Source organism: Pseudomonas sp. TWR1-1-4, assembly GCF_049897165.1.
Taxonomy (GTDB): domain Bacteria; phylum Pseudomonadota; class Gammaproteobacteria; order Pseudomonadales; family Pseudomonadaceae; genus Aquipseudomonas; species Aquipseudomonas canadensis.
This window is the reverse complement of sequence record NZ_JAFCVS010000009.1, coordinates 101,702-126,702: the sequence shown is the minus strand read 5'-3', so window position 1 is coordinate 126,702 and position 25,001 is coordinate 101,702. Positions and strand designations below refer to the sequence as shown.

Below are 25,001 nucleotides of genomic sequence, written 5' to 3'. Positions count from 1 at the left end.
CAGCTTCGGGAAATGGAGCCGGTTGTCGGGTGACAGAGGAAAATTGTTACCAGGCGGAAAATAACCTAACGGATGGGTTACGATGAGAGTAGGCACTTACAAAGGATATGTGATTTCGGTGTTTATCAGGGATGAGCACTGCCCGCCCCATGTGCATGTGTGGGGGAACGAATGGGATGCGCGTTTTCGTTTCAGCTTTCTGCATGGGGAAGTGGAGTTGTGGGACGTAGAGCCTGAGCGACGGCAACCACCCATGGCGGTTTTGAAAGAAATACGCGGGGCGATCATGCAGCGGCACTACCTGGCGCGGGCACGCAGGATCTGGTGGGAATACCTGCAGACGGTCTGCCTGGAGAATCACTCCTGGGATTGGGAGGCGCGCGAGGTGTTGCCTGGGCTCATCATTCAGCCGGGTGTTTATGTGATCGCGCGCGCCCGGCACGATGTTGTGGGGCAGAAAACAATTTTGAAGCTGGTCAGGGCGCCGGGTTTTGTGGAGATTGAACTATGAAGCAAATCGTAAAAGCCAAAGCTGTACCCTATAAACCACTCACTGAGGCCGACGTCGAAAAGGCGATAGCCCGAGGGCGCAAGACGCGGCACCTTTATGCCCGCGCCAGCTCTGTGCGTTATGAAGACAACTGCATTTCCATCGGCTTCAGCGACGGCAGTCGTGTTGTACTGCCGGTGGCTGGCCTGCCCGAGTTCGCGGGGTTTTCCTTGGAGGACTTTGCGCAACTGGAAGTCGGCTTTGGCGGCAAGGCGCTGTGCTGTGAGGCCCAGGACCTGGATGTTTCGGTCACGGGCCTGATCGCCACCAGCAAACCGCTGATGGACCTGGCCACCAGCCTGGTCGCCTCGCGCAATGGCCGCAAAAGCAGCGCTGCCAAAGCCGCCGCCGCCCGCGCCAATGGCAAGAAGGGCGGACGGCCGCGCAAGAAAGAACCAGAGGACGTTGAGTTACCGCCGGGTCAATAACACCCCGGACTCCATATGGTGGGTCCACGGGAACTGGTCAAACAGCGCACACTGGGTAATCTTGTGCGTGTCGTGCAGTTGCGCAATATTCGCCGCCAAGGTCTCCGGGTTGCAGGAGATGTACAGGATGTTGTCGAAGCGTCGGGTCAGTTCGCAGGTGTCCGGGTCCATGCCGGCGCGCGGTGGGTCGACGAAGACGCTGCCGAATTCGTAACTCTTCAAATCGATACCGTGCAGGCGACGAAACGGACGCACTTCGTTCAGCGCTTCGGTGAGTTCTTCGGCAGAGAGACGTACCAGCGTGACGTTATCTACCGCGTTTTCATCGAGGTTGCTCAGGGCTGCATTCACTGAGGTCTTGCTGATTTCGGTAGCCAGTACTTTGCGTACACGCGTAGCCAGGGGCAGGGTGAAGTTGCCGTTGCCGCAATACAACTCCAGCAGATCATCCGGGCGATCACCCAGGGCTTCATAAGCCCAGTTGAGCATCTTCTGGTTCACCGTGCCGTTGGGCTGGGTGAAGGCGCCCTCAGGTTGGCGGTAGCTGAAAGTGCGGCCGCCGACGTCGAGTTTTTCCACCACGTAGTCATGGCCAATCACATCGCGCTTGCCCTTGGAGCGGCCGATGATGCTGACATTCAAGTCAGCCGCCAGCTGGTTTGCGGCGGTGTGCCAATGCTCGTCCAGCGGGCGGTGATAGCACAGGGTGATCATCGCGTCGCCGGCCAGGGTGGTGAGGAACTCCACCTGGAACAGCTTGTGGCTCAGGGCTGCACTGGCTTGCCAGGCGGCCTTGAGTTGCGGCATCAACTGGTTGATGCGCAGGCTGGCGATGGGGAATTCTTCGATCAGGATCGGCGTGCGCTTGTCGTCCTGGGAGAACATCGCGTAGTGGCGCTCACCGCCTTCGCGCCACAGGCGGAACTCCGCGCGCAGGCGGAAGTTCTGCAGCGGCGAGTCGAAGACCTGCGGCTCTGGCGCGTCGAACGGGGCCAGAAGGTCACGCAAACGCGTGACCTTGTCTTGCAGTTGAGCGGTGTAGCTTGCGGCGTCAAAAGTCATGCGTTGAACCAGCCCAGCTTGATCACAAACAGAATCGACAGAATCACCAGTGCCGGGTTCAGCTCACGGTAGCGGCCCGAAAGCAGCTTGATGGCGGTCCAGGCGATGAAACCGAAGGCGATGCCGTTGGCAATGGAATAGGTGAAAGGCATTGCCAGGGCGGTGACCACCACTGGCGCTGCAACCGTGATGTCGTCCCAGTCGATTTCCGCCAGGCCCTGGGTCATCAGCACCGCCACGAACAGCAGTGCTGGCGCGGTGGCGTAGGCCGGTACGCTGGCGGCCAGTGGCGAGAAGAACAACGCCAGCAGGAACAGGACCGCGACCACGATGGCAGTCAAGCCGGTACGGCCACCAGCGCTCACGCCCGCAGCCGATTCGATGTAGCTGGTGGTGGTCGAAGTACCCAGCAGTGAGCCGGCCATGGCGGCGGTACTGTCGGCGATCAGTGCACGGCCCATTTTTGGCATATGGCCGTCCTTGCCCATCAGGCCGGCACGCTTGGCCACGCCGATCAGGGTGCCGGAGTTATCGAACAGGTCCACGAACAGGAATGCGAAGATCACACTGACCAAGCCGATATCCAGCGCGCCTTTGATATCCAGCTGCAGGAAGGTCGGGGCCAGGGACGGTGGTACCGAGGTCACACCGATGAACGGGGTGAAGCCCAATACGATGGAGGCGATGGTCACCGCCAGGATGCCGATGAGCACCGCACCGCGCACGGCCAGGGCCTCCAGTGCAACGATCAGCACGAAACCGAGGGTAGCCAGGATCGGCGCAGGTTGTTTCAGGTCGCCCAGGCCGACCATGGTGGCTGGGTTGCTGACCACGATCCCGGCGTTGTGCAGGGCGATCAATGCCAGGAACAGGCCGATACCGGCGGCAATCGCCGAGCGCAGCGGCAGTGGGATAGCATTGATGATCCATTCACGAATACGGAAGATCGACAGCAGGAAGAACAGCACCGCCGAGATAAACACCGCACCCAGCGCAACCTGCCAGGTATGGCCCATGTGCAGGACCACGGTGTAGGTAAAGAAGGCGTTGAGGCCCATGCCGGGCGCGAGGGCGATCGGGTAGTTGGCGATCAGGCCCATCACGGTCGAACCGATGGCGGCCGCCAGGCAGGTCGCGACGAACACCGCGCCTTTGTCCATGCCGGTCTCGCCGAGGATGCTCGGGTTCACGAACAGAATGTAGGCCATGGCCAGGAATGTCGTGATGCCCGCGAGAATCTCGGTGCGCACGTTGGTGTTGTGTGCCTTGAGTTGAAACAGCTTTTCCAGCATGCCTGCTCCCAGTGACGCGCTGTGGCGTCGTGATTTGTTGACCTCTAAGTCAAAGCACAAACTGCGCCAAGCGCCTGTGGTTTCAGAGAGGATCGGAAAAAGCGGCGCATCATACCAGCAGCCGAGGCCTTGAGGCATACTGCGCCGACGTTTAAACCAAGGTCATTTGCAGCATGAAAAACGCCAGCCCGTGGAGTCTAGCCCTGATCCCCTGTATCAGCCTGTTGCTCGGCGCAGCACCGGCCTGGGGCGCAGCTGCACCGCCGTTGAGCGAAGTGCGTGTGTTCCAGGTCGAGTCGGCAGCGTGTAAGGAAAGCATCCCCGAGCGCGCGCAGAGCACACAGATGTGTACGCACCGTGGGCCTACCAAGGTGTCAGTCATGGAAGTCGGCCTGGGCAACAACCCCATGGGCCGTTTTAATGGCGCAGAGCTCAATGGGCAGCGCACGGCGGTCTGCCAGGTGGGCAACATCAGCGAGGCCTGCAATGGGGCCGGCACGCTGATGGGCTACATCTATGTGTTTGACCTGAACGTGGAGGCCCAGGGCTGGTTCCAATACAGCAATTCCTCGATCAACCCCCCGCAGAACACCCTGACGACGCTGCTCAATATCCGCTGATCAATCACCTTGAACGCTCATTACCCCGGGAAGTCGTACCCCTGAGACGGCGATTTCCCTGAACGCCGCGGATGTCCACCAACCCGTGAGGTGTTTATGAGCGCAACCCCCAATGGCGCGGCGGCCCAACCGTTCGTCAGCCACTCGATACGTCTGAGGCTCAATGGCCAGGATCGCCAACTGGATGTATTGCCCTGGACCACATTGCTCGACCTTCTGCGCGAGCAACTCGACCTTGTCGGCAGCAAAAAAGGCTGTGACCACGGCCAATGCGGGGCCTGCACGGTGTTGCGCGATGGCAAGCGGATCAATGCCTGCCTGACCCTGGCGGTGATGTGCGACGGCGCTGAGCTGACCACTATCGAAGGCCTGGCCGACGGCGACCAACTGCATCCGATGCAGCAGGCGTTTATCAAGCACGACGCCTTCCAGTGCGGCTACTGCACCCCCGGCCAGATCTGTTCCGCCGTGGGCCTGGCCAACGAAGGCCGTGCCCACGACACCGCACAAATCCAGGAACTGATGAGCGGCAACCTGTGCCGCTGTGGCGCCTACAGCAATATCCGCGATGCCATCGAGGAAGTCCTGGAGGGCAAATCATGAACCCCTTCCATTACAGCAGGCCGACCGGCGTGCAGGAGGCCGTGCACCTCAGCAGCGCTGCATCGCGTTTTATTGCCGGGGGTACCAACCTGCTGGACCTGATGAAAGAAAACATCAGTCGCCCCGATCACCTTATCGATATCACCGGCCTGCCGCTGCATGACATTCAGCAAACCGCCGCTGGCGGACTGTTGATCGGTGCCCTGGTCAGCAATGCCGACCTCGCCTGGCACCCGCTGATCGAACAACGTTATCCATTGCTGTCCCAGGCCATCCTCGCTGGCGCCTCGCCGCAGTTGCGCAATATGGCCAGTACCGGCGGCAACCTGTTGCAACGCACCCGTTGCTACTACTTCTATGACGCCACGGTGCCTTGCAACAAACGCGAGCCCGGTAGCGGCTGCCCGGCACGCACGGGTCTGAATCGCATTCACGCCATCCTTGGCGCCAGTGAACAGTGCGTCGCGACGCACCCTTCCGACATGTGCGTGGCGTTGGCGGCGTTGGAAGCGCGGGTGCATGTGGAGGGACGTGCAGGTGCTCGCGTTATCGAGTTTGCCGACTTCCATCGCCTGCCCGGCGATGCGCCGCAGCGTGACAACCAATTGGCTGACGATGAGCTGATTACCGCCATCGAACTGCCCGCCGACAATCTGGCAAACCACAGCAACTACCTGAAAATTCGTGACCGCGCTTCCTATGCGTTCGCCCTGGTGTCCGTCGCTGCAGCTTTGGAGCTGGACGGCGACCGTATCGTCGACGCACGTCTGGCCCTGGGTGGCGTAGCCCATAAACCCTGGCGTGATCGCGCGGTGGAAGCCGCGCTGATCGGCCAGCTCGTCAGCCGCGAAACCTTCAGCCACGCCGCCGACGCGCTGCTGCAAGACGCAGAACCTCTGGAACACAACGGCTTCAAGATCAAGTTGGCGCGCCGGGGCATCATTCGTGCCCTGAGTGACGCCGCTGTTGCAGGAGAACGCCCATGACCACCATCGGCAAACCTTTGGACCGGGTCGACGGTCTGCTCAAGGTCACAGGCAAAGCGCGTTACGCCGGTGAGTTTCCCGAGGACGGCCTGCTGCATGGCAGCGTGGTGTCCAGCACCGTCGCCAAGGGCCGCGTGCTGCGTATCGACGCTTCCAGGGCGTTGGCGCTGCCGGGGGTGGTGGCGGTAATTGATCACCTCAACCGGCCAAGAATCGCCAGCTACGACGACGCTTTCCAGGATGCCGACGCCGCCGACGGCTCGCCGTTTCGTCCGCTCTACAACGACCGCGTGCTGTACAGCGGCCAGCCCCTGGCCCTGGTGATCGCCGACAACCTTGAGCTGGCGCGGCATGCCGGCTCTCTGGTGAAGATCGAGTACGAAACCGAAGCCTTCGAAACCGACCTGCTGGCCATGCAGCAACAGGCTCACGCCTCGCCGCAAACCCCGCCCAAACCCCGCGGTGACTTCCAGGCAGTATGGACCGACGCGGCCGTCAGCCTGGACGTGCACTACAGCACGCCCATCGAACACCACAACCCGATGGAACCCCACGCCAGCACGGTGCTGTATCAGCCGGACGGCACCCTGCATATCCATGACAAGACCCAGGGCCCGCAGAACTGTCAGGCCTATGTGCAAAAAGTTTTCGGCCTGGAGAAAAGCCAGGTGCGCATCTTTGCCGCGTTTGTCGGCGGCGCGTTTGGTTCCGGCCTGCGTCCGCAGTACCAATTGCCGCTGGCAGTGATGGCCTCGTTGGCGCTCAAGCGTTCGGTGCGGGTAACGCTGACGCGCCAGCAAATGTTCACGTTCGGCTATCGCCCGCGCACTCTGCAGCGCCTGCAACTCGGCGCTGCCGCTAATGGGCGCCTGCTGGCGTTGGGGCACACCGCCATTGGCCAGACTTCGCGTTTCGAAGACTTCAGTGAACACGTCGTGGAATGGAGCGGCATGCTCTACCACTGCGACAACGTGCAGCTTACTTATAAGTTGGTGCCCCTGGACGTGTTCACGCCTTTGGACATGCGCGCGCCGGGCGCCGCCCTCGGCGTGATCGGCCTGGAGTGCGCCATGGACGAGCTGGCCTGCGCACTGGGGATGGACCCGGTGCAACTGCGGCTGATCAACTACGCCGAGCGCAACCAGAACGAAGACAAGCCCTGGTCGAGCAAAGCCCTGCGCGAGTGTTACCGCGAAGGCGCCGAGCGTTTTGGCTGGGGCCAGCGCAACCCGGAACCGCGCAGCATGCGCGACGGCCGCCAGTTGATCGGTTGGGGCATGGCCGGCGGCGTGTGGGAAGCCATGCAGATGAAGGCCAGCGCCAAGGCGCACATCGATGCGCAGGGCAAGCTGACCGTCAGCAGCGCCACCACCGATATCGGCACCGGTACGTACACGGTGATGACCCAGATCGCGGCGCAGGCCAGCGGTGTGGCGGTGGAAGATGTGGCGTTTCTGCTGGGCGACTCATCATTGCCCACCGCGCCGTTGCAGGGCGGTTCATTCACGGTGTCCTCCGTGGGCACTGCCGTGCAGCAAGCCTGCGAGGCCTTGAATGCCAAGCTGCTGAACATCGCACGGCAGACTTACCCGGTGTTCAAGGACGCCGAAGCCGTGCGCTTCGAAGACGGTCTACTGCATACCGGCGACGTGAGTGTGTCGCTGGCGCAGTTGGTCAAGGACAGCGGCGAAGACGCGCTGCAAGTGCAGGTCGACAGTGAGCCCGACAAAAAACGCGAGGGCTACAGCACCGCCACCCACTCAGCCGTCTTCGTCGAGGTGCAAGTGGACGAAGACCTGGGCACCATCAAGGTCCGCAGGGTGATCAGCGCGATTGCCGCCGGACGTGTGGTCAACCCGAAGATGGCCCGTAGCCAGATCCTCGGCGGTGTCGTATGGGGCATCGGCATGGCATTGCATGAAGAAACCCAGATCGACCATCAGTTGGGGCGCTACATGAACCACAGCCTGGCGGAGTACCACATTCCGGTTAACGCCGATATTGGCGACATTGACGTGGTGTTTGTCGAAGAACACGACGAGATCGTCAACGCCCTTGGGTCCAAGGGTGTGGGGGAGATCGGTATCGTCGGGGTGGCAGCGGCGGTGGCCAATGCGATTTATCACGCCACCGGCAAGCGGGTGCGAGAGTTTCCCATCACCCTCGACAAGGTGCTCTAGACCTTCGCTTGTTCTTCCACGGGCACATGCATGCGGTCACGGTTGGCCAGGGTCGGGAACAGCTTGATCCAGACCCCGGTCACCACCAGCGTACCGATCCCGCCCATGACCACGGCGGGCACGGTGCCGAACCAGTGGGCGGTAATCCCGGATTCGAACTCGCCCAACTGGTTGGACGCGCCGATAAACAGGCCGTTGACCGCACTGACCCGCCCGCGCATTTCATCCGGCGTCTCCAGCTGCACGAACGAGGCGCGGATCACCATGCTGATCATGTCCGCCGCGCCCAGCACCACCAGCACCGCCAGGGAGAACCAGAACGAGGTGGACAGGCCAAAGGCGATGGTCGCCACGCCGAACACGCCGACGGCCGTGAACATCACGCGGCCCACATGGCGGTCCACGGAAAACCGCGCCAGCCACAGCGACATCAATAACGCGCCCACCGCCGGCGCCGAACGCAGCAGGCCCAGGCCCCAGGCGCCGGTCAACAGGATGTCTTTGGCAAACACCGGCAGCAACGCGGTGGCGCCACCCAGCAGCACGGCGAACAGGTCGAGCGAGATGGCACCGAGGATATCCGGGCGGCTGCGGATGAAGCGGATGCCAGCCAGCAGAGAATCCAAGGTGGCCTTGCCTTTGTTGAGTGGTGTCTGGCGGGCGGGCAGGTTGAGGGTCAGCATGCAGGCGATGAGGTACAGCACTACCGTAGGGCCATAGACCCAGACGCTGCCAAACGCGTAAAGCAAACCGCCGAGGGCGGGTGCGACGATGGTTGCCAGTTGCTGGGCCGACTGCGAGGAGGCCACGGCTCGCGGGAATAAAATGCTGGGGACGATGCTGGGCAGCATCGCCTGGGTGGTGGGCATTTCAAACGAACGCGCGGCACCGAGCAGGAAGGCGAGGATGAAGATCATCTCGCGGGTCACATTGCCGGTCAGCCCGCCGATGGCCAGGCTCAAGGCAATCAGTGCCTGCACGGTCTGGCAGATGGCGGCGACCTTGCGCCGTTCATAGCGGTCTGCCACATGCCCGGTGTGCAACATGAACAGTACGCGAGGCACGAATTCCACCAGGCCGACCAAGCCCAGGTCCAGCACATTGCCGGTCAGTTGATAGAGGTTCCAACCGATAGCCACGGTGAGCATCTGAAAACCGCTGGCGGTAAAGATGCGCGCCAGCCAGAACGCGATGAAAGGGCGGTGGTGACGCAACAACAACGCGGGTTCACTAGGCATCGGGGATTCAGGTCAGGGCCGGAAGGAGCGCCGAGATTATCATCAAGTTGTAACAGATAGTTGCAAGAACTGATCTGAGGCAGTCTGTCACGCGGCAAAAGACCACACAGTTCAATCCCGAAAATGGGACTACTCTTTCAGCAATGCTTGATCCAGATCAATGTCCGCCTGGGCGTCGATCTGGCGGCCTTAGGGCCAGATTCCCTACGCGGTGGGTTAAAAAAAGAAACGAATTGAAATTCGCCAGACTCCATATCCGTGGGGGCAGTGGGTGCAGGCTCCCGCCAGCAGCCGGTATTACCTGACAGAGGAAGACTTATGTTCGGTTTGGAGGCGCTAGATCTCGCCCGAATTCAATTCGCGTTCACCATCTCTTTCCACATCCTGTTCCCGGCGATCACCATCGGCCTGGCCAGTTACCTCGCGGTGCTGGAAGGCTTGTGGCTCAAGACGCACAACGACACCTACCGTGACCTCTACCATTTCTGGTCGAAGATCTTTGCCGTCAACTTCGGCATGGGCGTGGTCTCCGGGTTGGTCATGGCCTACCAGTTCGGCACTAACTGGAGCCGTTTCTCAGACTTCGCTGGCGCCGTCACCGGGCCGCTTCTTACATACGAAGTGCTCACGGCCTTCTTCCTCGAGGCCGGTTTCCTGGGCGTAATGCTGTTTGGCTGGAACAAGGTGGGGCGCAATCTGCACTTCTTCTCCACCGTGATGGTGGCCGTCGGTACGCTGATTTCCACGTTCTGGATCCTCTCGTCCAACAGCTGGATGCAGACGCCCCAGGGCTTTGAAATCATTGATGGCCGTGTGATCCCGACCGATTGGTTCGCCGTGGTCTTCAACCCCTCGTTCCCTTATCGCCTGGCGCACATGGCCACGGCGGCGTTCGTAGCGACTGCGTTCTTCGTCGGCTCCTCGGCGGCTTGGCACTTGCTGCGCGGCAAGGACAACCCGGCGATTCGCAAAATGCTCTCGATGGCCATGTGGATGGCCCTGATCGTCGCGCCTATCCAGGCGGTGATCGGTGACTTCCACGGGCTGAATACCTTGAAGCACCAGCCGGCGAAAATCGCCGCGATTGAAGGTCACTGGGAAAACATCGGCAACGAACCGACGCCATTGATCTTGTTCGGTTGGCCGGACATGAAGGAGGAAAGGACCAAGTACGCCGTCGAGATCCCGTACTTGGGCAGCCTGATCCTCACCCACTCGTTGGACAAACAAGTGCCGGCGCTCAAGGAATTCCCACCGGAAGACCGCCCTAACTCGACCATCGTGTTCTGGTCGTTCCGGGTCATGGTCGGCCTGGGCTTCCTGATGATTTTCACCGGTCTGTTCAGCCTCTGGCTGCGCCGGGGCGACAAGATGTACACATCCAAACCGTTCCTCTACCTGGCGTTGTGGATGGGGCCGTCCGGCCTGATCGCGATTCTTGCCGGCTGGTTCACCACCGAGATCGGCCGTCAGCCGTGGGTGGTGTATGGCTTGATGCGCACGGCGGATGCTTCATCCGGGCATAGCCTGGCGCAGATGACGATCACCCTGGTGTTGTTCGTGGTGGTGTACTTCGCGCTGTTCGGCGCAGGCCTGGGCTACATGATGCGCCTGGTGCGCAAAGGCCCTGTGACCCACGAAAGCACCGAGCCAACCCACGGTGGCCCTGGCCAGAAACGCACACCGGCCCGTCCGTTGTCCGCCGCCGATGATGATGGCAACGATGACGACCGCACCCACATCCAGCACAAGGGGCATTGAGATGGGTATTGATCTTCCGCTGATCTGGGCCGTGATCATTATCTTCGGCATCATGATGTACGTGGTCATGGACGGCTTCGACCTGGGTATCGGCATCCTGTTTCCGTTTATCCCCGGCAAGACCGACCGTGACGTGATGATGAACACCGTGGCCCCGGTGTGGGACGGCAACGAAACCTGGCTGGTATTGGGCGGCGCGGCGTTGTTTGGCGCATTCCCGCTGGCCTATTCGGTGGTGTTGTCGGCGCTGTACCTGCCGCTGATCCTGATGCTGATCGGGCTGATCTTCCGTGGCGTGGCGTTCGAGTTCCGCTTCAAGGCCAAGGACCATAAGCGTCACCTGTGGGACAAGGCGTTTATCGGCGGTTCGCTGGCGGCGACGTTCTTCCAAGGCGTGGCACTGGGGGCGTTTATCGACGGCATTCCCGTGGTGAATCGCCAGTTTGCCGGTGGTTCACTGGACTGGGCCACGCCTTTCACGATGTTCTGTGGCGTGGCGCTGATCGTGGCCTATGCCTTGCTCGGCTGCACTTGGCTGATCATGAAGACCGAAGGCCCGTTGCAGGAAAAGATGCACGACCTGGCACGGCCACTGGCCTTTGTGGTGTTGGCGGTGATCGGCATCGTGAGCATCTGGACGCCATTGACGCACCCGGAAATCGCCTCGCGCTGGTTCACCCTGCCGAATCTGTTCTGGTTCCTGCCGGTTCCGATCCTGGTGCTTGTGACCATGTACGGGCTGATCCGCGCGGTGGCGCGTAATGCGCACTACACGCCATTCCTGCTGACGCTGGTGCTGATTTTCCTGGGCTACAGTGGCTTGGGCATCAGCCTGTGGCCGAATATCATTCCGCCCTCCGTGTCGATCTGGGACGCCGCCGCACCGCCGCAGAGCCAGGGCTTCATGTTGGTCGGCACCTTGTTCATCATCCCGTTCATCCTGGGCTACACCTTCTGGAGCTACTACGTGTTCCGCGGCAAGGTCACCCACGAAGACGGTTATCACTAGGAGGGTCGTTTCATGTCCGGCAAACCTTCGTTACACGAGATCGAACAGGCCGAGAAACAGCCGTTGTGGCGGCGCCTGGGGTGGCTGGTGATGATCTGGACCGGCAGCGTGCTGGCCCTGTTTGTCGTGGCCAGCCTGATGCGCATGTTCATGAATGCGGCCGGCTTGACCACCCATTGACATCCCGATCCGGGCCTGACGGCTCGGCTTTCCAACCCTGCTTTTCGCGAGAGAAGCAGGGTTTTTTTATTTACGGGGTTTATTTACGGGCTTTGAGGATCACGAACTTTGGCGTGGTGGCGACTTGCTCGACACCCCGGAACAAGCGCGCCAGTTTGGTGTGATAACCCAGATGACGGTTGCCGACTATATAGAGGGCACCGCCCACCACCAGCGCTTCACGCGCCTGCTGGAACATGCGCCAGGCGAGGAAGTCACCGACCACCTGTTGTTGATGGAAGGGTGGGTTGCACAGAACGACGTCCAGTGAACCGGGTTCCTGGCCGGCAAGGCCATCGGCGGCGCGTATGACTACGTCGCGCGCCCCGAGAGCGGCTTGCCAGTTTTCGGCCGCCGATTGCACGGCCATATAGGACTCATCCACCAAAGTGTAATGCGCTTCGGGGTTTTGCAGTGCGCTGGCAATCGCCAGGACACCATTGCCGCAGCCCAGGTCCGCGATACGGGCGTTGCCCAGGTTTTTCGGTAGGTGGGGCAGGAACGCACGGGTGCCGATGTCCAGGCTTTCGCGGCAGAAAACGTTGGCGTGGTTCAGCAGTTCGATCGCGGGCGTGTCCAGGGTGTAGCGGGTGGGGTAGGGCGAGCTGGCTGCCGGGCGCTCTTGCGCCGTGGCAATCAGCAGTCGCGCCTTTTTCACCGCAAGCGACGCCTGCATCGGCCCGATGTAACGCTCCAGTAATTCGCCAGCGGCCCTAGGTAAGTGCTTGATCATCGCCCCGGCGATAACTTGAGCTCCGGGCGCGAGTTGTCCCTGCAGGCGGATCAGTTGCTCTTCCAGCAGCGCCAGGGTTTTCGGTACGCGGATCAGCACACAGTCGAAAGGCCCAGCCGGAACCTGGCTGGCGGGGATGAATGCCACTGCATCAAACGCCTTGCCGTTACGTACCAGGTTCTTCTCCAGGCCCTGGGCAGCCAGGAACGAATCACCGCTGGACGTGACCTGAACCTGCCCCTGAAGGCTGGCCGCCAGCGCGCCGAAGCTGTCATTGAGCACCAGCACGCGAGTCGCAGCAGTCGGTTGCTGCTCGGCCAGATGGTTGAGCAGGTATTCGTCGGCGGCATCGAAGGCTTGCAGAGGATCGTTATGTTGCTCTGGCTGACGGATCAGATCGAGTTGGGCGAAGGGGCTTTCGAGCAGGGGCATGGCGGGGGAGGCTCTGGGTCGTCGATGGGAGTTCTGCAATCGCTGCAGAACCCTCTGAGTGAACTACGGTGCGGGCCGGGGGGCAGCATCAACACTCAGAATTGACTGTAAATGTTACTTTTTTTCCAGAGGGATTACATGCGGTGTTTCCAGGCGATTAAAAACAGCCCATTTGGGATGCCCTGAGGACTGCGGCGATCTTGTTATTGACCCCCAGTTTCTTGAGTGCACCGGCGATGTGAAACCCTATCGTACGCTCTGACAGGCACAGGATTGTGGCGATTTCTGCGGCGGTCTTGCCTAAACCTGACCATCTGAGGATTTCTGTTTCTCGCGGGGTCAGCTTGCAGGGCTCTTTGAAACTGGGTTCGTCGGCAAATTTCTGTGCCACCACCGCATGCAGGGCATGACACAGCCACAGCACCTGGCCGGCTTTTTCATACAACTCCTCCGGGCTGACTTCACCTTTACTACGACCCAGGGTCAGCATGCTGAAGACACCCTGGAAATCATGTACTGCTTGAGTCCAGCCTAGGTGTACGCCATGGGATTGGGCCAGTTGCCATAAACTGGGCGCGGCACCAAATGCCTTTTCTTCCCAGAGGATGGGCAATACGCAACGTTTGCAGTGGGCTACAACCGGGTCTACATCGAAAAAGTGTGCTTGTTTGTAGAGATTATTCCATTCATTCGGATAGTTATTTATGTGAATTGGTTTCGTTTGGTTATTGGGTAGTTGAGAACTCATCGTAAAGGAACAAAATTGGAAGCCAAGTTCTAACGTGTGATTGAGGGCCATTTCAAAAACACTGGTTATCTGGTTCTCGCCTTCCAGTTTTGGGAGCCTTGTATTGCGCCAGCTAATCATCGGTCACTCTCCATGAGATGCTACTGGCTGCGGGTACGTCCTTACCCCCGCAGCTGCACGAGACTGATTGTAGGATATGGCCTACATATTTAAGTGAAAAAAGTTAAAAATTTTTTGTTTTGAAGAAGCCCCGCGTTGTGCAAAGAGTAAAAGTTTGTATAGGTTGCGCGCGTGTTTAATCTTTTTAATACAAATTAGAGAGTTGTCAGTGCTGTCAAATTGATGGCTATTAAAAACACTGCATCATCTGATCGGTCACTTAGTGTTTGCTAATAGCCAAATGGTTAGTCTCGGTCCATATACCGACGCCTTGACAAGCGTGAATGCCAGTACAAATCAGCGGTGTTTGCGCTCGTCACTTTGAGGGACACTAGGGCACCTGTAGAACGGAGCCCCCCATGACCGCCAGCGCTGAGAAATTTACCCGCCAGACCTTGCTCGACGTGCAATCGCTGACCCCCAGCCTGTTTACCCTGCGCACTACCCGCGATGCGGGCTTTCGTTTCACGGCGGGGCAGTTTGTGCGTTTGGGGGTTACCAAGGCGGATGGCAGCACCGTATGGCGCGCCTATTCGCTGGTGTCCTCACCGTTTGACGAGCATCTGGATTTCTTCTCGATCGTCGTCCCCGGGGGTGAGTTCACCAGCGAACTGAGCCGCCTGAGGGTAGGCGATACCTTGATGGTTGAGCGCCAGGCCACGGGCTTCCTGACCTTGAACCGTTTCGTGGATGGCCGCGACTTGTGGATGCTGGGGACGGGCACCGGGGTGGCGCCGTTTTTGTCGATCCTGCAGGACTTCGAGGTCTGGGAGAAATTCGAGCGCATCATCCTGGTGTACAGCGCACGGGAAGCCAGGGAACTCGCGTATCAGACGCTGATCAAGGAACTGGGTGAGCGTGAATACCTCGCCGAATACGCACACAAACTCACCTACGTTCCCACCGTCACTCGTGAGCAGCATCCTGGCGCGTTGAATGGGCGCATCACCACACTGATCGAAAATGGCGAGCTTGAGCGTGCAGCCGGCGTCGAGTTGACCCCGGAGCATTCGCGCGTGCTGATCTGCGGCAACCCGCAGATGGTCGATGACACACGCCAATTGCTCAAGCAGCGTGACATGAACCTGAGCTTGAGCCGTCGCCCCGGCCAAGTCGCGGTGGAAAACTACTGGTAATAAAAAAGGCGCCTCTAGCAGGCGCCTTTTTTCTCAAGCCGGTCTTTACAGGCTCGGCTTGTCATTCTGTGCCTTGAGCAGATCGCGGATCTCACCCAGCAACACTTCTTCCTTGGTCGGCGTCGGCGGCAGGCTTGGCGCCACGGCCTCTTCACGCTTCAGGCGGTTGATCGCTTTCACACCCATGAAAATCGCGAACGCGACAATCACAAAGTCGATGACGCTCTGAATGAACTTGCCGTAGGCCAGCACCACCGCAGGCACATCGCCCTGTGCTGCCTTGAGCGTTATCGCCAGGTCACCGAAGTCCACGCCACCGATCAACAGACCGATTGGCGGCATCACCACGTCGCCTACAAACGAGGAAACAATTTTGCCGAAGGCTGCGCCGATGATAATACCGACGGCCATGTCGACCACATTACCTTTGACCGCGAAGGCCTTGAACTCACTGATCACGCCCATAGGTTATTCCTTGTTACAGATGAGAAGGGTGGGACTCAGTGTAAGACAGTCGTAGCGGGCTTGCCCGACACAACCGTTAACACTGTTAGTTTTTATCGACACATTAAAACGCAAATAGTTTGCAAAGTGCCACCGGTCGCGCGCGAAATACGCCTGATATCAGTGACTTAACAGATTATTTTGTTAATCGGGTTGTTGTGAGTTTTCTATTTATCTTCTGACTCTCGGGTCACTAGCCTCTGGCAAGCACAACTGAATGTGCACTAAAAAAACCAGAGGAAACCTCGATGAAGAATCCAATGAGCCGCGCGCCTGTTTCAGCGCGATACGCGCTGGTACTGGCGACCGCCAGCCTGCTTTCCCTGTCCGTACACGCCGCCAACCTGACCCGCGACAACGGTGCTGCGGTGGGTGACAACCAGAACTCGCAGACCGCCGGCGCCAATGGCCCGGTGTTGCTGCAAGACGTGCAGTTGATCCAGAAGCTGCAGCGCTTCGACCGCGAGCGCATCCCTGAGCGCGTGGTCCACGCCCGTGGTACCGGCGCCCACGGTACTTTCACCGTCACCGACACCCTCAGCGACCTGACCAAGGCCAAGGTGTTCGCGGCCGGCGAAGCCACCCCGGTATTCGTGCGCTTCTCCGCCGTGGTCCACGGCAACCACTCCCCGGAAACCCTGCGCGACCCGCGTGGTTTCGCCACCAAGTTCTACACCGCCGATGGCAACTGGGACCTGGTGGGCAACAACTTCCCGACGTTCTTTATCCGCGATGCCATCAAGTTCCCGGACATGGTCCACGCTTTCAAACCGGACCCGCGTACCAACCTGGATGACGATTCCCGTCGCTTCGACTTCTTCTCCCATGTGCCAGAGTCCACGCGCACGCTGACCGAGCTGTACTCCGACTCCGGCACCCCGGCCAGCTATCGGGAAATGGACGGCAACGGCGTGCATGCCTACAAGCTGATCAACGCCAAGGGTGAGGTGCACTACGTCAAGTTCCACTGGAAGAGCCTGCAAGGCATCAAGAACCTTGATCCCAAGCAAGTCACCGAAGTGCAGGGCCGTGATTACAGCCACATGACCAACGATCTGGTCACGCATATCAACAAGGGCGACTTCCCCAAGTGGGACCTGTACGTGCAGGTGCTCAAGCCTGAGGACTTGGCCAAGTTCGACTTCGATCCACTGGACGCCACCAAGATCTGGCCGAATGTGCCTGAGCGCAAAGTCGGGCAGATGGTGCTGAACCGCAACCCCGCCAACGTGTTCCAGGAAACCGAGCAAGTGGCCATGGCCCCGGCCAACCTGGTGCCGGGCATCGAGCCGTCTGAGGACCGCCTGCTGCAAGGCCGCGTATTCTCCTACGCCGACACCCAGATGTATCGCCTGGGCGCCAACGCCCTGCAACTGCCGATCAACGCCCCACGGGTGACCGTCAACAACGGTAACCAGGACGGCGCGATGAACTTCGGCAAGACCACCACTGGCGTGAACTACCAGCCAAGTCGTCTGCTGCCACGGGACGAGCCGCAAATCGCGCGCTACAGCCAGTCAGCCCTGTCGGGCAGCACCCAGCAGGCGAAGATCCAGCGCGAGCAGAACTTCAAGCAGGCCGGTGATCTGTACCGCTCCTTCACGAAGAAGGAGCGTCAGGACTTGATCGAGAACTTTGGTGGCTCGCTGGCGACCACCGATGACGAGAGCAAGCACATCATCCTGTCGTTCCTGTACAAGGCCGACCCGGAATATGGCACCGGCGTGGCCAAGGTTGCCAAGGGTGACCTGGCGCGCGTGAAGGCGCTGGCGGACAAACTCACCGACTGACCATGCAACCCCCCTGTAGGCGCCGGCTTGCCGGCGATGACGTCCTCGAATACGCCATCGCCGGCAAGCCGGCTCCTACAAGGGGGGGTAATACGGAGGATTGGCTATGCGAATTTTCATAGGCGCTGTGTTGGCATGCCTGGCGTTCGGCGCGTGGGCCGAACCGGCCGACCCTGCGAAGCTCAAGACACAACTACAGGACTACTATTTCGACGCCGCCCGACGCGGCGACCTCGATATGCTCAACACCTTTATCGACTCTGGCTACAGCCTCAACACCCAGGATGACAAGGGCTACACCGCGCTGATCCTCGCCGCTTACCACGGCCAGGGCCCGTTCGTGGAACGCTTGCTCAATGCCGGAGCCGACGCCTGCGTGCAGGACAAGCGCGGCAACACGGCGCTGATGGGCGCGATCTTCAAGGGCGAGTTGAAAATCGCCCAACGCCTGCTAGCGACCGACTGCAACCCCGACCAACGCAACGGCGCCGGGCAGACGGCGGCCATGTATGCCGGGCTGTTCAAGCGGCTCGAGTTGCTGGATGAATTGAAGGCCAAGGGCGCCGACCTCAACGCCGAAGACCCGATCGGCAACAGCGCTTCACGATTGGCCAGCGGTGAAATCCGGACCCCGGCGCCGCGCTGAGCTATCATCGCGGTTTTTCGGTTGGAGGTTCTCAAATGGCAAAGGCCAAGCGCATGTACGGCTGCACGGAGTGCGGCGCGACCTTTCCCAAGTGGGCCGGCCAGTGCACCGAGTGCGGTGCATGGAACACCCTGACTGAAACCATGATCGAAAGCGGCGGTGCTGCGGCCCCCACCGGCCGCGCCGGCTGGACCGGGCAACAGGCGCAGATCAAGACGCTGGCCGAAGTCAGCGTCGAAGAGATCCCGCGTTTCTCCACGGCCTCCGGTGAATTGGACCGGGTGCTGGGCGGCGGCTTGGTGGACGGCTCGGTGGTACTGATCGGCGGCGATCCGGGCATCGGCAAATCGACGATCCTGCTGCAAACCCTGTGCAGCATCGCCAGCCGCATGCCAGCGCTGTATGTCACCGGCGAGGAATCCCAACAACAGGTGGCTATGCGCGCCCGTCGCCTGGGGCTACCCCAGGATCAACTGCGGGTGATGACCGAGACCTGCATCGAAAGCATCATTGCCACGGCGCGTATTGAAAAGCCCAAGGTCATGGTGATCGACTCGATCCAGACGATTTTCACTGAGCAATTGCAGTCGGCACCGGGCGGCGTATCCCAGGTGCGTGAAAGTGCAGCGCTGCTGGTGCGCTATGCCAAGCAGAGCGGCACCGCTATCTTCCTGGTCGGTCATGTGACCAAAGAGGGCGCACTGGCCGGGCCGCGGGTGTTGGAGCATATGGTCGACACCGTGCTGTACTTCGAAGGTGAATCCGATGGCCGTCTGCGTTTGCTGCGGGCGGTGAAGAACCGGTTCGGCGCGGTCAACGAATTGGGCGTGTTCGCCATGACTGACCGGGGGCTTAAAGAAGTCTCCAACCCTTCGGCGATTTTTCTCACGCGTGCCCAGGAAGAAGTCCCAGGCAGTGTGGTGATGGCAACGTGGGAAGGCACCCGCCCGATGCTGGTGGAAGTGCAGGCGCTGGTGGATGACAGCCATCTGGCCAACCCTCGCCGCGTAACCTTGGGCCTGGATCAGAATCGACTAGCGATGTTGCTTGCGGTATTGCACCGTCACGGCGGTATTCCGACCCACGACCAGGACGTGTTCCTCAACGTGGTCGGCGGGGTCAAGGTGCTGGAAACCGCGTCCGACCTGGCGCTAATGGCGGCAGTCATGTCCAGCCTGCGTAACCGGCCGTTGCCCCATGATTTGCTGGTGTTTGGTGAAGTGGGCCTGTCGGGCGAGGTGCGTCCGGTGCCAAGTGGCCAGGAACGCTTGAAGGAAGCCGCCAAGCACGGCTTCAAACGGGCAATCGTACCTAAAGGCAATGCGCCCAAGGAGTCGCCGCCTGGGATAAAGATCATTGGCGTGACGCGACTGGAACAGGCGTTGGATGCACTTTTCGAGTAAACGCATACCCTTGTAGGAGCCGGCAGGCCGGCTCCTACAAGGGTTGGGCGAACATTCAGGTCTCCAGCAAGGCCGCCAATTCTCGGTGCAGTTCCTCCTCGTCACCCAGGTTCAACTCGATCAATCGTCGCAAATGGCTGATCGAGTCCAGGTCGATGTGCTGGCACACAAAACCCAATTGCCCGTGATCCTCATGGGCCAGTCGCACTTGCATCTTTATATGCGCCTTGGGGTCTAGGCGGATATCGACGTCGAACGGCAGCGCCTTGTTGCCCTTCCAGTCGTCGGGCCGTCGTATCAACAAGCCTTTTAACGACAAATCCACCAATCGCACCGTCCAGTCGCGGCCGTTTTGCCGCAGTTCTGTCTTGGCGTCAAAGGCGATGCGGCGAAAACGGCGGCGGTCAGACGGTTGCTCGGTCATGGTGAAACCCTCTGGAGATACGGGAATTGTAGCCCTGCGCCATCATCGGCCCGGTATTTCTGCTTTTTTTGTGCGCAGGAGGCTCTAGACCAACGTAGGGGGGTGGCCTTTGAGGCCAACAGCGCTAAACTCGGGATGGCTGTCCTTTCTGTCCACCCTGGCTGGAATATAAAAATGAAAAATAATAATAGCCTGCTACGCCACCTACCCTGGCTGGTGCTGGCAATCGTAGGAGCGTGCGCCTTAGGCGTAGTGGCCTTGCGCCGCGGCGAGGCGATCAATGCCTTGTGGATTGTGGTCGCTGCTGTGGCCATCTACCTGGTTGCGTACCGTTACTACAGTCTGTTCATCGCTAACAACGTGATGCAACTCGATCCACGGCGGGCCACCCCCGCAGTGCTCAACAATGACGGTCTGGACTATGTGCCGACCAACAAACACATCCTGTTCGGTCACCACTTTGCGGCGATTGCCGGTGCAGGTCCGCTGGTCGGCCCGGTGCTGGCGGCGCAAATGGGCTACCTGCCCGGCACGCTCTGGCTGATTGCCGGCGTGGTGCTGGCCGGTGCGGTGCAGGACTTCATGGTCTTGTTCCTGTCCACTCGTCGCAACGGCCGTTCCCTGGGGGACATGGTTCGCGAAGAGATGGGCCGCATTCCGGGGACCATCGCGCTGTTCGGCTGCTTCCTGATCATGATCATCATCCTCGCGGTGTTGGCGCTGATCGTGGTCAAGGCCCTGGCCGAGAGCCCATGGGGGATCTTCACGGTGATGGCGACCATCCCGATCGCGATGTTCATGGGCATTTACATGCGCTACATCCGCCCGGGTCGCATTGGTGAAATCTCGATCATCGGCGTGCTGTTGCTGCTCGGTTCGATCTGGCTGGGCGGGCAGATTGCCGCTGACCCGGTCTGGGCCAAGGCCTTCACCTTCACCGGCATTCAAATTACCTGGATGCTGATCGGCTACGGTTTCGTCGCCGCAGTGCTGCCGGTATGGCTGATCCTGGCGCCGCGTGATTACCTCTCCACCTTCCTCAAAATCGGCACCATCATCGCCCTGGCGATTGGCATCCTGGTCACCATGCCAGAGCTGAAAATGCCGGCCCTGACCCAGTTCATCGACGGCACCGGCCCGGTGTGGAAGGGCGGCCTGTTCCCGTTCCTGTTCATCACCATTGCCTGTGGTGCGGTCTCGGGTTTCCACGCGCTGATCTCCTCGGGCACTACGCCGAAACTGTTGGATAACGAAACCAACGCGCGCTACATCGGTTACGGCGGCATGTTGATGGAGTCGTTCGTGGCCATCATGGCCATGGTTGCCGCTTCGGTGATCGAGCCTGGCGTGTACTTCGCCATGAACAGCCCGGCTGCCGTGGTGGGCAGTGATGTGGTGACGGTGGCGCAAACTGTCAGCAGCTGGGGCTTTGCCATTACTCCGGAAGCACTGACGGCGGTCGCCCACGACATCGGTGAAACCACCATCCTGGCGCGTGCCGGCGGTGCACCGACCCTGGCGGTTGGTATCGCGCAGATCCTGCACAGTGTGCTGCCGGGTGAAAACACCATGGCGTTCTGGTACCACTTTGCGATCCTGTTCGAAGCGCTGTTCATCCTCACAGCCGTGGACGCGGGCACCCGTGCCGGTCGCTTCATGCTGCAAGACCTGCTGGGTTCCTTCGTGCCGGCGCTGAAACGCACCGAGTCGTGGACCGCCAACCTGATCGCGACCGCGGGTTGCGTGGCGATGTGGGGTTACCTGCTGTACCAGGGCGTGATCGACCCACTGGGCGGCATCAACACCTTGTGGCCTCTGTTCGGTATCTCCAACCAAATGCTGGCAGGTATCGCGCTGATGCTGGCCACCGTTGTGCTGATCAAAATGAAACGCCAACGCTACATCTGGGTGACCATGCTGCCGGCTGTCTGGCTGCTGATCTGCACCACCACTGCAGGCTTCATCAAGCTGTTCGACGCCAACCCGGCGATCGGCTTCCTGTCGCTGGCGAAGAAATACAGCGATGCATTGGCCAACGGCCAGATTCTTGCCCCGGCGAAGAGCATCGACCAGATGCAGCACGTGATCTGGAACGCCTACACCAACGCAACGCTGACGGCGCTGTTCCTGTTCGTGGTCTTCAGCATCCTGTTCTATGCGCTCAAGGTCGGCGTCGCCGCCTGGGGCAACAAAGAACGCACGGATAAAGAAGCCCCGTTCCAGGCTGTTCCGGACGCGTGATCGAGGATTGCAACCATGTTCAATGACATCAATCGCCTCGGTAAATACCTCGGTCAGGCCGCGCGCCTGATGGTCGGCATGCCCGACTACGATACGTACGTCGAGCATATGCAAACCAAACACCCGGACAAGCCGGTGATGGACTACAAGGCGTTCTTCCGGGAACGCCAGGAAGCCCGTTACGGCGGCAAGGGTGGGCCCAAGTGCTGTTGACCCGGTAGTTCGGGTGGCGGCGATCCCTTGTGGGAGCGGGCTTGCTCGCGAAGGCGGTTTGTCAGTTGATGTATGTGCTGACTGATACACCGTATTCGCGAGCAAGCCCGCTCCCACATTTGTTTGTGTTCCTTCAGTTATAAGGAGAACTGCTTTTGTCCTCTCCCATTCCGGTCACCGTCCTCAGCGGCTTCCTCGGCGCCGGCAAGACCACCTTGCTACGCCATCTGCTCAAAGCCGAGCACGGCCTTAAAATCGCTGTGATCGAAAACGAATTCAGTGACGCCGGTATCGACACCCAATTGCTGGGCGCCGAGCCGGTGCAAGTCATGACCCTGTCCAACGGCTGCGTGTGTTGCACCATCCACACCGACCTGACCAAAGCCCTGTATCTGCTACTCGAACGCCTGGACAGCGGCGAGATCGCCTTCGACCGCCTGGTGATCGAGTGCACCGGCCTGGCCGACCCGGCCCCTGTGGCCCAGACTTTTTTCATCGACGAGGACCTGCGCGAGCGCTACATCCTCGACGGCATCATCACCCTGGTGGACGCCGCCCACGCCGAGCACCACCTGACCCAGACCATCGCCCAGGCCCAGATCGGCTTTGCCGACCGCCTGCTGGTGAGCAAGCGCGACCTGGTGGATGACGCCACCTTCGATGCACTCAGTGAACGCCTTACCCGCATCAACCGCCGTGCGCCGATCCGTGTGGTGGACCATGGCAACATCGACCTGGCTGAACTGCTCGATGTGCGCGGCTTCAACCTCAACGCTGGCATGAGCCTGCGCCCGGTGCGCGCTGCGCCGTCCATCGACCGTATCTCCAGCCTGGTGCTGCGCACCGACCAGCCGCTGGATATCGATCGCCTCAGCGAGTTCATGAATGAACTGCTGGAAGACCACGGCAAGCAGCTGTTGCGTTACAAGGGCGTGCTGAATATTGCCGGTGAAGACCGGCGCATGGTGTTCCAGGGTGTGCTCAAGCTCTACGGCTTTGATTGGGACACGGAGTGGGAAGAGGGCGAGGCGCGCGAGAGTGTGATTGTGTTTATTGCCGATGAGTTACCGGAAGACAAAATCCGCGAAGGATTTGCACGGGTTTACCAATCCTGAATTGAAATACGATCAAAAAATGTGGGAGCTGGCTTGCTCGCGAAAGCGGTCTTTCAGTGGATACATGTGCTGACTGAACCACTGCTTTCGCGAGCAAGCCAGCTCCCACATTGATTGCATTTCAACTCAAATTTTGCCCATAAAAAAGCCCGGCTCTTGAGCCGGGCTTTTTCATTCAAGCAACTGCAATCAAGCGCCGTACACCGGCAGCTTCTTGCAGATGGCCTTGACCTTCTCACGCACCGCGTCGATCACGGCTTCGTTGTTCAGGTCAGCCAGGATGTCGCAGATCCAGCCAGCCAGTTCCTTGCACTCTGCTTCCTTGAATCCACGCGTGGTCACAGCCGGAGTACCGAAGCGCAGGCCGGAGGTGACGAACGGCGAACGTGGGTCGTTCGGCACGGAGTTCTTGTTTACGGTGATGAAGGCTTTGCCCAAGGCAGCATCAGCATCTTTACCGGAAATGTCCTGCTTGATCAGGGACAGCAGGAACAGGTGGTTCTCGGTACCGCCGGAGACTACGTCGAAGCCGCGCTCGATGAACACGCTGGCCATGGCCTGGGCGTTCTTGACCACTTGTTGCTGGTAGGTCTTGAACTCAGGCTGCAGGGCTTCCTTGAAGCAGATCGCTTTGGCGGCGATCACGTGCTCCAGCGGGCCGCCTTGGGCGCCTGGGAATACAGCGGAGTTCAGCTTCTTCTCGATGTCGGCGTTGGCGCGAGCCAGGATCAGGCCGCCACGTGGACCGCGCAGGGTCTTGTGGGTAGTGGTGGTCACGACGTCAGCGTAAGGAACCGGGTTCGGGTAGACGCCAGCGGCGACCAGACCGGCCACGTGGGCCATGTCGACGAACAGGTACGCACCAACCTTGTCGGCGATAGCGCGGAAACGTGGGAAGTCCAGGATCTGCGAGTAGGCAGAGAAACCGGCCACGATCATTTTTGGCTTGTGTTCAACTGCCAGGCGCTCGACTTCGTCGTAGTCGATCAGGCCGTTGGCATCGATACCGTACTGAACGGCGTTGTACAGCTTGCCGGAGGACGAAACGCTGGCGCCGTGGGTCAGGTGACCGCCGTGGGCCAGGCTCATGCCCAGGATGGTGTCGCCGCCTTGCAGCAGGGCCAGGTAAACGGCGCTGTTGGCTTGGGAACCGGCGTGCGGCTGGACGTTGGCGTAGTCGGCGCCGAACAGTTCTTTTGCACGGTCGATGGCCAGCTGCTCAACCACGTCGACGTACTCGCAACCACCGTAGTAGCGCTTGCCTGGGTAACCTTCGGCGTACTTGTTGGTCAGAACCGAACCTTGAGCCTCCATCACCGCAGGGCTGGTGTAGTTTTCCGAAGCGATCAGCTCAATGTGCTCTTCCTGGCGCACGGCTTCTTGCTCCATGGCGGCGAAGAGATCGGCGTCGTACTTGGCAATAGTCAAATCACGGCTGAACATGGCGGTCCTCAAGGATCGGGGGCAGAAAAGGAAGGCATTCTAACCCAATGGGTTTTAGATGGCATA

24 protein-coding genes are annotated in these 25,001 nt (G+C 60.1%); 16 read left to right on the top strand and 8 right to left on the bottom strand.

The features are described from left to right. Nucleotides 1-82: 82 nt before the first annotated feature. Together ACP7C6_RS27265 and ACP7C6_RS27260 are read left to right on the top strand one after the other, a co-directional pair. Entirely contained in the window at nt 83-511 is a 429-nt protein-coding gene (locus tag ACP7C6_RS27265) for a DUF4160 domain-containing protein (RefSeq protein ID WP_308908025.1), read from the top strand. Next, nucleotides 508-978: a DUF2442 domain-containing protein gene (locus ACP7C6_RS27260; RefSeq protein WP_028618024.1), complete on the top strand. Its 471-nt coding sequence runs from the start codon at nt 508-510 to the stop codon at nt 976-978. Before ACP7C6_RS27265 ends, ACP7C6_RS27260 begins: the two co-directional genes overlap by 4 nt. Here the strand turns inward: ACP7C6_RS27260 and trmA are convergent. Further along, complete coding sequence (gene trmA / locus ACP7C6_RS27255) at nt 961-2,040, bottom strand: tRNA (uridine(54)-C5)-methyltransferase TrmA (RefSeq protein WP_028618023.1); 1,080 nt, start codon at nt 2,038-2,040, stop codon at nt 961-963. The genes ACP7C6_RS27260 and trmA overlap by 18 nt on opposite strands. After that, nucleotides 2,037-3,332 (bottom strand): NCS2 family permease, encoded by a 1,296-nt coding sequence (locus ACP7C6_RS27250; RefSeq protein WP_028618022.1) that lies wholly within the window; start codon nt 3,330-3,332, stop codon nt 2,037-2,039. The genes trmA and ACP7C6_RS27250 overlap by 4 nt, the downstream gene beginning before the upstream one ends. Before the next feature lie 173 nt (nt 3,333-3,505). Here ACP7C6_RS27250 and ACP7C6_RS27245 point away from each other — a divergent pair, with 173 nt between their 5' ends. The 4 genes from ACP7C6_RS27245 (at nt 3,506) to ACP7C6_RS27230 (ending at nt 7,721) form a co-directional block, all read left to right on the top strand. Further along, nucleotides 3,506-3,952, top strand: a complete 447-nt coding sequence (locus tag ACP7C6_RS27245; RefSeq protein ID WP_028618021.1) for a DUF4879 domain-containing protein — start codon at nt 3,506-3,508, stop codon at nt 3,950-3,952. 96 nt (nt 3,953-4,048) lie between these two features. Beyond that, on the top strand, nt 4,049-4,555 hold the full coding sequence (locus tag ACP7C6_RS27240) for a (2Fe-2S)-binding protein (RefSeq protein ID WP_068931983.1): 507 nt from the start codon (nt 4,049-4,051) through the stop codon (nt 4,553-4,555). Further along, nucleotides 4,552-5,541: an FAD binding domain-containing protein gene (locus ACP7C6_RS27235; protein ID WP_068931982.1), complete on the top strand. Its 990-nt coding sequence runs from the start codon at nt 4,552-4,554 to the stop codon at nt 5,539-5,541. Before ACP7C6_RS27240 ends, ACP7C6_RS27235 begins: the two co-directional genes overlap by 4 nt. Continuing rightward, on the top strand, nt 5,538-7,721 hold the full coding sequence (locus ACP7C6_RS27230) for a xanthine dehydrogenase family protein molybdopterin-binding subunit (protein WP_426109493.1): 2,184 nt from the start codon (nt 5,538-5,540) through the stop codon (nt 7,719-7,721). The genes ACP7C6_RS27235 and ACP7C6_RS27230 overlap by 4 nt, the downstream gene beginning before the upstream one ends. Here the strand turns inward: ACP7C6_RS27230 and ACP7C6_RS27225 are convergent. After that, complete coding sequence (locus ACP7C6_RS27225; protein WP_236318921.1) at nt 7,718-8,959, bottom strand: MFS transporter; 1,242 nt, start codon at nt 8,957-8,959, stop codon at nt 7,718-7,720. The genes ACP7C6_RS27230 and ACP7C6_RS27225 overlap by 4 nt on opposite strands. 318 nt (nt 8,960-9,277) lie before the next feature. Here ACP7C6_RS27225 and ACP7C6_RS27220 point away from each other — a divergent pair, with 318 nt between their 5' ends. Genes ACP7C6_RS27220 through ACP7C6_RS27210 form a run of 3 tightly spaced genes read left to right on the top strand, consistent with a single transcriptional unit; the run spans nt 9,278 to nt 11,909 of the window. Continuing rightward, nucleotides 9,278-10,720, top strand: coding sequence for a cytochrome ubiquinol oxidase subunit I (locus ACP7C6_RS27220; protein ID WP_028618016.1), 1,443 nt, complete (start codon nt 9,278-9,280; stop codon nt 10,718-10,720). A 1-nt stretch (nt 10,721) separates the two neighbouring features. Beyond that, nucleotides 10,722-11,729: a cytochrome d ubiquinol oxidase subunit II gene (gene cydB / locus ACP7C6_RS27215; RefSeq protein ID WP_028618015.1), complete on the top strand. Its 1,008-nt coding sequence runs from the start codon at nt 10,722-10,724 to the stop codon at nt 11,727-11,729. 12 nt (nt 11,730-11,741) lie between these two features. Next, a complete protein-coding gene (locus tag ACP7C6_RS27210) occupies nt 11,742-11,909 on the top strand; it encodes a DUF2474 domain-containing protein (protein WP_068931979.1) in 168 nt (55 codons plus the stop codon). A 79-nt stretch (nt 11,910-11,988) separates the two neighbouring features. On the opposite strand, the gene ACP7C6_RS27205 is transcribed toward ACP7C6_RS27210, so the two are convergent. Next, nucleotides 11,989-13,113 (bottom strand): methyltransferase, encoded by a 1,125-nt coding sequence (locus tag ACP7C6_RS27205; protein ID WP_311893878.1) that lies wholly within the window; start codon nt 13,111-13,113, stop codon nt 11,989-11,991. 157 nt (nt 13,114-13,270) lie between these two features. Beyond that, nucleotides 13,271-13,981, bottom strand: coding sequence for a helix-turn-helix transcriptional regulator (locus ACP7C6_RS27200; RefSeq protein ID WP_311893880.1), 711 nt, complete (start codon nt 13,979-13,981; stop codon nt 13,271-13,273). Between the two features lie 398 nt (nt 13,982-14,379). Between ACP7C6_RS27200 and ACP7C6_RS27195 the strand changes: the two genes are divergently transcribed. Next, on the top strand, nt 14,380-15,156 hold the full coding sequence (locus ACP7C6_RS27195; RefSeq protein ID WP_426109492.1) for a ferredoxin--NADP reductase: 777 nt from the start codon (nt 14,380-14,382) through the stop codon (nt 15,154-15,156). A 45-nt stretch (nt 15,157-15,201) separates the two neighbouring features. Here the strand turns inward: ACP7C6_RS27195 and mscL are convergent, their stop codons facing one another. Further along, on the bottom strand, nt 15,202-15,621 hold the full coding sequence (mscL, locus tag ACP7C6_RS27190; protein WP_311893882.1) for a large-conductance mechanosensitive channel protein MscL: 420 nt from the start codon (nt 15,619-15,621) through the stop codon (nt 15,202-15,204). Nucleotides 15,622-15,908: 287 nt separating this feature from the next. On the opposite strand from mscL, the gene katB reads away from it, so the two are divergent. The 3 genes from katB to radA all read left to right on the top strand — a co-directional run bounded on the left by katB (nt 15,909) and on the right by radA (nt 19,499). Then, a complete protein-coding gene (gene katB, locus ACP7C6_RS27185) occupies nt 15,909-17,450 on the top strand; it encodes a catalase KatB (protein WP_426109491.1) in 1,542 nt (513 codons plus the stop codon). Nucleotides 17,451-17,556: 106 nt separating this feature from the next. Next, the gene (locus tag ACP7C6_RS27180; protein WP_353632141.1) at nt 17,557-18,096 is read left to right on the top strand and encodes an ankyrin repeat domain-containing protein; all 540 of its coding nucleotides are present in this window, start codon (nt 17,557-17,559) and stop codon (nt 18,094-18,096) included. Between the two features lie 35 nt (nt 18,097-18,131). Further along, on the top strand, nt 18,132-19,499 hold the full coding sequence (gene radA, locus ACP7C6_RS27175) for a DNA repair protein RadA (protein WP_016976768.1): 1,368 nt from the start codon (nt 18,132-18,134) through the stop codon (nt 19,497-19,499). 55 nt (nt 19,500-19,554) lie between these two features. Here radA and ACP7C6_RS27170 read toward each other — a convergent pair whose 3' ends face one another. Further along, nucleotides 19,555-19,923, bottom strand: a complete 369-nt coding sequence (locus tag ACP7C6_RS27170; protein WP_426109490.1) for a PilZ domain-containing protein — start codon at nt 19,921-19,923, stop codon at nt 19,555-19,557. Nucleotides 19,924-20,097: 174 nt separating this feature from the next. Here ACP7C6_RS27170 and ACP7C6_RS27165 point away from each other — a divergent pair, with 174 nt between their 5' ends. The 3 genes from ACP7C6_RS27165 to yjiA all read left to right on the top strand — a co-directional run bounded on the left by ACP7C6_RS27165 (nt 20,098) and on the right by yjiA (nt 23,492). After that, nucleotides 20,098-22,164 (top strand): carbon starvation CstA family protein, encoded by a 2,067-nt coding sequence (locus ACP7C6_RS27165; RefSeq protein ID WP_028618009.1) that lies wholly within the window; start codon nt 20,098-20,100, stop codon nt 22,162-22,164. 15 nt (nt 22,165-22,179) lie between these two features. Next, nucleotides 22,180-22,377: a YbdD/YjiX family protein gene (locus ACP7C6_RS27160; protein ID WP_016976771.1), complete on the top strand. Its 198-nt coding sequence runs from the start codon at nt 22,180-22,182 to the stop codon at nt 22,375-22,377. Between the two features lie 155 nt (nt 22,378-22,532). Then, nucleotides 22,533-23,492, top strand: a complete 960-nt coding sequence (gene yjiA / locus ACP7C6_RS27155; protein ID WP_028618008.1) for a GTPase — start codon at nt 22,533-22,535, stop codon at nt 23,490-23,492. Nucleotides 23,493-23,681: 189 nt separating this feature from the next. On the opposite strand, the gene glyA is transcribed toward yjiA, so the two are convergent. Beyond that, the gene (gene glyA / locus ACP7C6_RS27150) at nt 23,682-24,935 is read right to left on the bottom strand and encodes a serine hydroxymethyltransferase (RefSeq protein ID WP_028618007.1); all 1,254 of its coding nucleotides are present in this window, start codon (nt 24,933-24,935) and stop codon (nt 23,682-23,684) included. Between the last annotated feature and the right edge of the window lie 66 nt (nt 24,936-25,001).